Here is a 3,261-nt window from a genome sequence, read left to right as displayed (position 1 = left end):
CGTGCTCCACCCGGCGGACGGGCTCCCGCCACCGCTCCCGGGCTTCCGCGACCGTGACCTCGGGCTTGCCGATGCGGCGGTTGACCGCGTTGTGCAGTTCGACGGTTGACCGAAAGAACGTCTCCGCGTCCGTCAGGTCGGGCGGGTTCTCCGCCGTCAGCTTCCGCCAGTGCGATCGGCAGTCGTCGCACCCCAGCCCCGCCGCGAACTCCTCAAGCCACTTCTCAGCCGCCTCCCGGTCCCCGTCGTAGGCGAGGGCGTATTGGTGCAGCATCCGCCAGCCCTCCGCGGACTTCGGCGTGACGTGCGAGCGCCGCGAGGCTTTGCGGATCGGGACGCTCACCCGCTCCCCGGGCCGCACCACCCGCACCCCGGCCCCGGACGCCAACGCTGCGACGCCCGGACCGGCGGCGACCGCCCCGACCCCCGGGGCCGCTTTCCGGGCCGCGATCGCCCACTGCCGGGCCGTCGCGTCCCGCTTCGGACCCGGGGGCAGTTCGGCCGCCCGCTTCGCCTTGGCGGGGTCGTGCCGCACCCAGCCGGGCGGCGCCGTCAGCGCCGCCCCCTCCGCCCAATCCGCGGGGCCGTCGAGCAGTAACAGCGGGGTCGTACGCCAGTCCATCAGTTCGGCATTTCAGCGGAGACGCGAATCGTGCTGCCGGCGACGTAGGGGGCTTGAAGGACCCCGTGTTCGTCCGGCGTCGGCTCCGTCCAGTAGCCCGCCAGCGGGAAGGACGGGGCGGGCGGGACCGCCGAGTCGAACGCGAGATTCACGTCGTAGCTCCGCCGGAACGGCTCGCCCGACCCCACGTCCGACGGGTAGGCGAAGTTCACGAACCGCGCCGGCAGCCCGTCCCCGTACCCCATCCCGTCGCTGTCCGCGGAGCCCGGGTAGGGGCCGTTCACCCAAGTGTTCGATTGGGTCTGGAAACTGTAGGTCTGTTCTTCGGCGACCACCGCGTCCGGGAACTCCGCGGTGGCGATATCGACCACGCCCCCGGTGCGGACCAGTTCCCATTCGTCCCCCTCCTGCCAGTAGGGATCGCTGGTCGACGTGTGCCCCGCCGGCTCCGGAACCTGGAAGAAGTCGGCGTACCGCGTCTCGATCTTGTTCCGCACGCTCACGGTCCCGTACAGGAACTCCGGGCGGAGGTCCATGTTCGCGATCTGCTGGCGGATGTCCGCGGCGTAGTGCCAGAGCCGCCCCTGCGAGTTGCGGTCCCGCGGCCAGAAGGAGACTCGGTGCTCCTGCTGGTGTACGGACTGGGCGTGCAGGTCGTAGACCGCCTGCCGGTCGACGGCGGACGTGGGCGGGTAGTTGACGATCAGCGGCCCGGTGTCCGGGGGGACGCCGAGGTCGAACGTGTGCTCGAAGTCCGCGAACGGCGAGTAGCCGCCCGTGGAGACCTGCGATTGGAACGCCGCCCCCTTGAACCGGAACCCGTAGTAGTCGGTGCAGGTGACCCAGCGGCGCGTGTGACCCTCGGTGTAGACCCGGACGTACCGGTCGTCGCCCGCGACGGCCTCCGGCGGGGCCTTGGGGTTGTAGACCTCCGCCCGGACCCCCAGGGAGTCGCTTCCGTGCCGGATCGCCCCGCAGACGTTCAGGTCCAGATACGTGTGCCGGACCCGCAGGATCGCGTCGTACTCGATCTCGTAGGAGTCGGACGGCTCCGGCTTCATCGGCGACGGAATCACGTCGAGGTCGAGTTCGTAGACCTTCTGCGGGAACTCGGCGACGAACAGATCCACCTCCGTCGTCTCCGGGGAGGCCGTCGGCCAGTCGCAGTCATCCCGGGTCGCCATGACGGCCTTGCGGATCTTCTCGTCCCGGTCGACCGCGTTGGCCTGAGCCTGCCGGGGCCACGACGACTCCTTGTCCTGCATGAACGCCGCCCCGTGGTCCGCCCGCTCGCTGTGCGAGTAGGAGCAGAACTCCTTGTCCCGCCAGCGCGTCCCGAGACCGTGGGACAGGCGGAACTCCGTCCAGAAGGCGTAGTCGTCGGCGTCGTAGGCGTCGAAGCCCCCGGCCCCGTCGTCCGCGGGCGGCAGGTCGGGCACGTCGTGCCGGTCCCACCGCCGGACCGTCCGCGTGATCGTGGAGCCCGGGGCGTTTTCGTTCTCCTCGCAGTACCGGCCGGAGATTCCGTCGTACTTCGCGTTGCGGCACCCCGGGCCGAACTCGCTCACGACGTAGTTCCCGCCGGAGTCGACGTACCCCGTCCCCCCGCCCTCGGTGTAGTCGCCCTCCACGTCGGAGGTCCACACGTCGACCCGGGCCTCGCCCGGCGCCCCCTGCCAGTCGTCGCACTTCACGACCCCGGCGGCGTTCTGGTCGTCCGGGGCGAGCACGCGGTAGTAGTTGTCCAGGTGCGCCCCGCCGGCGTGCCGCATCCACGAGAAGTCCTGCCGGCTCCCCGGGGCCGCGGCGGAGGGCACGCGGCCGTGCCAGTCCGGGACGTGATAGCCCGCGTCGAACAGGTCCCGTCCCGTGCTGGGGAGCAGTTCCATCGGCGACTCGCCGCGGTCCTCCGGCGGTCCCCAGACCGGCAACCGCTCGACCAGCGGGTGCGGGTTCGGGTAGTGCAGCGGCAGTTCCCCCGCGGCGTGCCCGCCGCCCGTGATCGGGTGCGGGTAGAACCCCTCCGGGTCGTCGCCCGCCCCGGGAGGGGAGCGGGTCCGCAAGCCCGTCGCGCTGACCGGGTCGTCGTAGAAGTAGCCGAACTCCCGCTCGTTCCGCAGGTGGTCCCGGCTCCAAACGAAATGGTCCGGGTTCAGCCGACGGACGTGAATCCCGGAGAGGTAGAACTGAGCCGGGTACGGGACGTAGAAGCCCGCGGGCAGGAAGTTCTTGGCGTCGTCCGGGAAGGTCCCGCGATGGAACGAGCAGGTGTGGACGACGCCCCCGCAGCAACAGGATTGGATCATGGGACGCTCCTAAGCCGGCGGCGACGGGGATTCGCAGGCGGTGACCGCGGTGAAGCCGTCGATCGCGGAGCCGCAGGTCTCGGTGGGCTCGACGGCGACGCATTCCCCGTCGGGGCTGGCCCCGTCGCACCCGGTTCGCAGTTGCCACTCCGCGGCGGGGCCGTTGCACCGCCACTCGGATTCGCCGCACTCGCCCACGCCGCCGCACTCCGCCGGCAGACCTTGCTCGCAGTCGTACTCGACCAGACCGCCGTAGGCCGTGCCCTCGTAGCCGTAGACCGGATCGCAGTAGCACCGCTCCGGCGGCGGGCCGACCTCGTCCGGGCAGCGGTC

Annotated in this window: 3 protein-coding genes; all 3 read right to left on the bottom strand. The window is 71.2% G+C overall.

Annotation, left to right across the window (positions count from 1 at the left end; translation table 11 throughout):
- Window positions 1-622, bottom strand: a 622-nt coding sequence (locus tag ACG2DA_RS22165; protein ID WP_395258791.1) for an FAD-linked sulfhydryl oxidase, incomplete at its 3' end; no start/stop codon positions are given.
- Entirely contained in the window at window positions 622-2,928 is a 2,307-nt protein-coding gene (locus tag ACG2DA_RS22160; RefSeq protein WP_395258789.1) for a hypothetical protein, read from the bottom strand. The genes ACG2DA_RS22160 and ACG2DA_RS22165, both read right to left, overlap by 1 nt.
- 9 nt (window positions 2,929-2,937) lie before the next feature.
- The coding region (locus tag ACG2DA_RS22155; RefSeq protein WP_395258788.1) for a hypothetical protein at window positions 2,938-3,261 on the bottom strand (324 nt) is incomplete at its 5' end.

It is taken from the genome of Alienimonas sp. DA493 (genome assembly GCF_043951915.1).
In the GTDB taxonomy this organism is placed as follows: domain Bacteria; phylum Planctomycetota; class Planctomycetia; order Planctomycetales; family Planctomycetaceae; genus Alienimonas.
This window is presented reverse-complemented; position numbering and strand designations above follow the sequence as displayed.

Coding starts and splice junctions, on each gene's coding strand:
- ACG2DA_RS22160 (WP_395258789.1), bottom strand. CDS start 2,928: ATGATCCAATCCTGTTGCTGCGGGGGCGTCGTCCACACCTGCTCGTTC.